3 protein-coding genes are annotated in these 6,561 nt (G+C 42.6%); all 3 read left to right on the plus strand.

Annotation, left to right across the window (positions count from 1 at the left end):
• Positions 1–303: 303 nt before the first annotated feature.
• The 3 genes from D0T49_RS12720 to D0T49_RS12730 all read left to right on the plus strand — a co-directional run bounded on the left by D0T49_RS12720 (position 304) and on the right by D0T49_RS12730 (position 6,175).
• On the plus strand, positions 304–2,646 hold the full coding sequence (locus D0T49_RS12720) for a cation:proton antiporter (RefSeq protein ID WP_163632275.1): 2,343 nt from the start codon (positions 304–306) through the stop codon (positions 2,644–2,646).
• A gap of 337 nt (positions 2,647–2,983) precedes the next feature.
• Positions 2,984–4,054, plus strand: a complete 1,071-nt coding sequence (locus tag D0T49_RS12725; RefSeq protein WP_163632278.1) for a hypothetical protein — start codon at positions 2,984–2,986, stop codon at positions 4,052–4,054.
• A gap of 159 nt (positions 4,055–4,213) precedes the next feature.
• The gene (locus D0T49_RS12730; protein WP_163632280.1) at positions 4,214–6,175 is read left to right on the plus strand and encodes an LTA synthase family protein; all 1,962 of its coding nucleotides are present in this window, start codon (positions 4,214–4,216) and stop codon (positions 6,173–6,175) included.
• The last annotated feature ends 386 nt before the right edge of the window (positions 6,176–6,561 follow it).

A 6,561-nucleotide genomic window follows, 5' to 3' on the forward strand; every position in this document is an offset into this window, starting at 1 on the left:
CTACACCTGCTTCGCTAAAATTCAGCTACACTCCGCTACAGGCTTTGAAACTCCTCGCTTCGCTCGTCAAACAGCAAATCCTGTTTAACGCTACATTCCGCTGAATTTCTTTACGCTCACCAGCTGAGGCGGAAAGATTAGCTATGGCTACATAAAGAATAAAATAATAATTCTGCATATTTTGATGCGGTTGCTCTTAATTTTCAAAATTTACTTTTCATAAAAAGTGAAATTTACTATCTTTGCGACTGGGGATTATCTGTTCGATAGGATAACCCCCGTTAATATAAAAGCGGATATTGGATGAAGAGCAAATACTTCAAAGCCTGTGTTTTTTTTGGTTTGGTATTGACTTTGTGTGCCGTTTTTACGTATGTCCTGTTTCAGCATAGTGCACGTTTCGACGTTGAATCGCCGGCAGGTATTACCAATGATGTTGAAGCAGCTACCCCTTTTGCTGTTTTTCTGGATTCAATTCATCACAACCTTGCCGAAGATGGGGCGCTTCTTTTGCTCCAGATAGTTGCTATACTTTTAGTGTCCCGTTTTTTTGGTTTCCTTTTTGCTAAAATAGGCCAGCCTACCGTTATTGGCGAGATACTTGCCGGTATTGTTTTAGGGCCGTCGTTGTTTGGCAAAATTGCTCCTGATGCGTTTAATTTTCTTTTTTCTCCCGAATCGCTGGGCAATATATACATCCTGAGCCAGATAGGGCTTGTGCTGTTTATGTTTATTATCGGGCTTGAGCTGGATTTAGGTTCGCTTAAAAGTAAGCTCGGTGAGACATTTGTGATAAGCAATTCGAGTATAGTTATCCCTTTCTTCGGAGGGATGGTGTTGTCGTATTTTATTTATGAAGATTTTGCCGCAGGACAAACCAGTTTCCTCTCTTTCTCACTTTTCATTGGTATCTCCATGAGCATCACCGCTTTTCCGGTGCTGGCGCGCATTGTACAGGAAAAGGGGTTGACACGTACGCATCTCGGTACGATTTCCATTGCAAGCGCGGCTAATGGCGATGTTACCGCGTGGTGCCTGCTTGCCGCCGTTATTGCCATTGCAAAAACAGGGAGCTTTGTCAGTTCGCTCTATACCATAGCTTGTGCGGTGGTGTATGTGGCACTTATGCTTTTGGTAGTGCGTCCTTTCCTCAAGCGTATAGGTAAGATTTATTCCAATACGGAGGTGTTAAACAAAAGTATGATTGCTTTTTTCCTTTTGGTGCTTATTGCTTCGGCTTTTATAACCCAGTTGATAGGTATTCATGCTTTATTCGGAGCATTTTTGGCGGGGGTTATCATGCCTCCTATTCCTAAGTTCCGTATGATACTTATCGAGCGGATTGAAGATATTGCCGTCACTCTTTTTCTTCCTCTTTTCTTTGTTTATACGGGGCTTAATACGGAAATAGGCTTGGTTAACACCCCTCAACTGTGGATGATATGCGGGGTGATAACGCTTGTGGCTATCGCAGGTAAATTTGTGGGTAGTGCTGTGCCTGCTAAAATAATGGGCGAATCGACGCGAGACAGCTTGTCGATAGGGGTACTGATGAATACAAGGGGGCTGATGGAGCTTATTGTACTCAATATAGGCCTTGAAATGGGAATCCTTCCGCCCACCATATTTGTGATGCTGGTGATTATGACCATTTTTACCACTTTTATAACTACTCCGGTTTTGTCGGTGATAGACAAGCTATATTCGCGTAAGAGGGACGAGGAGGAATACCAGCAAACGCAGGCTCAGGGCATTTTCAGGGTGCTTATATCTATGGGTAATCCTGAGAATGGACGCCCGATGCTGCGGGTAGCAAAATCGGTATTGGATGGGGTTAAAAAGAGCCTGGATGTGACAGTACTCCACATCACCCCTGGAACGGACACGAACCCGATGCATGGAGAGCAGTTTGCCGATGAGAGTTTTGAAAAGGTGAAAGCGGCTGCACGTAGCCTTAAAGTGCCTATACAAGCCCGCTATAAGGTGACTGACAATGTGCAGGGCGGCATTGTGCGCACGGCAAATTATTATCGTTTCGATTTTTTGCTGGTGGGTGCAAGTGTTTCTTTTTCGGAACCTGCAAAGAGACGGTATATCGTTCGTAATATAAAGTGGCTCAACCGCTTGATTTATCGTTTTCAGAAAAGGGCAATCTTTTATCCCGGTACGCTGATAAAAGATAAAACGCGGTATTTTATAGAAAACAGCCATTGTAGTGTGGGTGTTTTTGTAAACCGGAATTTCCGCTCCATCACTTCTACGGTGCTTTTCCTGTACGACGAGAATGATGTGTTCCTGTTTCGCTATGCCCGCTATCTGCTCAAGAATAGCCCCGATGTAAACATTGTGGTATATGATGTTAATAACGTGCTTCAGAACAAAATATTGGCAGAACCTTACGAGGCACTTAAAGCGACTTATCCTAACCGTATGTCGAAACAAATGAAACTTGCCGCCGGCTCACTTGTGCGTAATAGCTTTATGCTTATAGCATACCGTACTTGGGAAACCCTGTCCGAAATGGGGAGCGATATTCTTCTGTCGATACCATCTACACTTATTATCAATAAAAAATCGAGAAAAGACCGCCCGAACTTCGACGATGAATATGCAGACTTTGACGAGCCTGTTTTCAAAGAGTTTTAGAGTGTGCTTTTTTAAGCATATTTATTCTTGAGGCTGTTTTACATAAATACCTCAATCCATAAATTTTTCATACTTTTGTCTTTTAGAGGTTGTTTAAATTTTACTCGCAAGATAAATTTTGGTGATTTTTTAGGGAAATTTTGACTTCATTTTACGNGACTTCATTTTACGATTTTAGCGGGCTAAATGAGTAAAATGAGAGGTGAAAATTTACAAAAAAGGACATAATTTATTGCGAAAAAGATATATTCAAAAACTGTAATAGTTTCTTTGGGGAAAATTTAAACAACCTCTTAGGTTTTTAATCAATGTTTTTCAAAAATATCGTCGGAATTAGATGAAAAAACTGTACTTGGTTATATTACTTCTCGGATTTCATTTGGCTGTGTGTGCGCAGGAATTTGTCTGGAAAGCGGGAGTACATTCCTTTTTTGATAACACGGAATTTGCACACTCCGAAGTGCAGATGCCACAAACTATGGCGGGAGTGCATATAGCGCCGGAGCTTGGCGTGAGTTGGAGAAAGCAACACCGTATACTTGTCGGTTTGGATGCGATGCACGAGTTTGGCAGTAATAAAGCCATTGATTTTATCGACCCTATTGCTTATTATGAGTTCGACGGGAAACCTTTCCGCTTTTATATGGGTGCTTTCCCACGGCAGATAGCGTTGGATAGATACCCCCGTATGTTTTTTACTGATTCGATTTCCAATTATCGCCCTACTGTGAATGGCTTGTTTTGGGAGTTTTATAAGGAGAAAAGCTATATTAATGTATGGCTGGACTGGACGAGCCGGCAAACGCACGAACGGCACGAGGCTTTTTTCATGGGCTGGTCGGGGCGATACGCTTTAGGCGTGTTTTACGCACAGCATTTTGGGTATATGTTCCACTTTGCAGGTGTGATGGAGCCCGAAGTTCCCGAAGGCTTGCACGATAATGGTTTAATCCTTACGTCGCTTGGGGTGGATTTGGCAGCGAAAACGGGTTTTCAGAAACTGGAAATAAACGCGGGTTGGTCAGTAGGGTTGGAGCGCGACAGAAGTTTTATTGACAAATGGCATACCCCGCAGGGCTTGCTGTCCGAAATAAAAATAGAGTACAAGGGCTTGGGGCTTTTTAATACGTACTATCGTGGAGGCAAACAGCAGGTGTTTTATGCCGACCATGCTAATGAACTGTATTGGGGCGATAAGTTTTACAGAACAAAGGAATATAACAGGAGTGACTTGTATATCAATTTCTTTAAAACCAATGTGGTGAATGTAAAGTTTATGTATTCGCTTCATTTTACTGAACAGACGCTTTATCACGAACAGGCATTGTATGCTACTTTCGATATTAATAATTTTAAGAAGAAAGGCAACGCAGATTACGAATATATTTGGAGTAACTGGTTTAAGTAGGCTTTGGTACACAAAGACAGAAAGACGCCGGGATAGAAATTCTTTGTTTTATCGGATTACCGCTCGAACTTGTTCGCACCGCAAAGCGGATTGTTCCATTGGCTTGCCAAGAAATCCGAAAAGACAATAGACGGATAAGAAAAAGATATTTAATTCGATATGGATTTATCGTTGAGAAAAATAATTGATATAGTAAAATCGAACATCTATTTTCAGGTAATCAAGCATTTGCTGGTTGCCTATCTGCTGTTTATGCTATGCAGGGTGGTTTTTCTTGTGTATAACTACGACTTTTACCACGAGCGCACTTTTGCTCAACTGCTTCGCATTTTTGTAGGGGGATTGAAATTCGATACTACTGCTATATTGTACTTCAACAGCGTGTATATGCTGATGTTTGTACTGCCCTTCAAATTCCGCTACAATGATTTATACCAGACTATAGGCAAATATGTGTATTTTGTGATGAACGGCGTTGCGCTTATGGCAAACTGCATTGATATTGTTTATTTCCGTTACACCCTGCAACGTACCACTTTCAGCGTGTTCCGTGAATTTTCTAACGAGAGCAACCTTGTGCAGATTTTTGCACAGGAGATGCTGCACAACTGGTATCTGGTGCTATTTTTCTTTGCCCTTATCTTCCTGATGGTATGGTTTTACGGGCGGAAAAAACTAAGCCTTTCTTCCATACTGATAAAATCGCCCTATGTTTACTATCCTGTTTGTACGGTGATTATGCTGGTTGGCATAGGGCTGACTGTAGCAGGCATACGCGGAGGATTCAGCCACAGCACACGCCCGATAACCTTGAGCAATGCAGGTGAATATGCCCATCAGCCTATTGATATACCGTTGATACTGAATACTCCTTTTTCGTTCCTGCTATCGATAGAGTATGAAGATTTGGATAAGCTGGTTTATCTCGACGATAAAAAGGCACTGGAGAGCGTTTACAATCCGGTGCATGTGCCTGCCGATACATTGAAGCCGAATGATATGAACGTGATGATTATCATCATGGAAAGCTTTGGTATGGAGCATTTCGGTTTTTACAACAAGGGGCTTGACGATGGGGCATATAAGGGGTATACTTCATTTCTTGATTCTATTGCGGGCGAAAGCCTCACGTTCCGTTCGTCGTATGCCAACGGGCGTAAATCGATTGATGCCTTAGCGTCGGTAATGCTGAGCATGCCCGCTATTCCGAAATCGTATGTTCTTTCGTCTTATTTCAACAACCGGATTTGCGCGTTGCCCCATTTGCTCCGTGATGATGGTTACCAAACTGCTTTTTTCTGTGGGCAGCCTAATAGCGGAATGGGTTTCTATGCTTTCTGCAATCTGCTTGGTTTTGAATATTTCTATGGTATGGATGAGTATGGTAACTCGAAAGACTATGATGGTATATGGGGAATATGGGACGAGGAGTTTCTGCAATTTACAGCACAGGAAATCAATAAATTTGAGCAGCCTTTCATGGCATCGGTTTTCACCATTTCGTCGCACCATCCGTTTAAAGTACCTGTAAGGTACGACGGCGTTTTTGAAGAAGGCGTCCATCCCTTGCATAAAACGATACGGTATTCGGATTATGCTTTCCGGCGATTTTTCGAGACAGCCTCACGGCAGCCGTGGTTCGAAAACACGTTGTTTGTGTTGGTGGCCGACCATACCAATGGCAGCGTGAGGGAGGAATATAACAATCCGGCAGGAAACTTTGCCGTTCCGGTGATGTTTTATAAGCCGGGTGGCAGCCTGAAAGATTATCGCGACGAGGTGGCACAGCAAATTGACATAATGCCTACGGTGCTTTCTTATCTGGGTTACAACAAGCCTTATTTTGCATTTGGATTTGATGTGAATGGCTCGCCCGACAGGTTTGCTGTAAATTATTATAATGGGATTTATCAAATATTTTCGGATAAGTACCTGTTGCAATTTAATGGTACTAAAACTGTTGCATTGTATGAGCTACACACGAAAATGGGAAAAAACCTGATGGACGAGAAACCGGAGATAGTGGCCGATTTGGAAACAAAAATAAAGGCTTTTTTGCAGCAATATACTACCCGTGTAACTGAAAACAGAATTGTAGTTACCGAGGAAGATTTGAAGTAGAATTAGGGAAAAGTAAAAAGAATCTTTTTGCTCGCGCGGATATTTATCCGTGCTTTGCTCGATAGAGTAAGTAATTTGAATATGGCTGCTTTTCAAAGCAGGACACGGACTGCAATTTCCGACACGTCGGAATGTAGCATCCGCGCCAGCGGGAATGCCCCACCAAGCTCTTTTGTTCGGCGTAGCGTCCCCGTCCCGCTACTGCCGCTGATAGAAGCAAAGCTCCGGCTTTGCAAAACAAATATAACTTTTGTCTCATTGGATTTCTTTGCAATCCAATGATGTGCTAATAGCGGATTGCAAATCCGCAGATAACAGCTTTCGGATTGCAAATCAGTCGTGGTCGGAAGATTTTTTCGCCACGAAGTGGCAGGTTATTTCTTGGC

Source organism: Paludibacter sp. 221, assembly GCF_010501035.1.
Lineage (GTDB): Bacteria > Bacteroidota > Bacteroidia > Bacteroidales > Paludibacteraceae > QVMH01.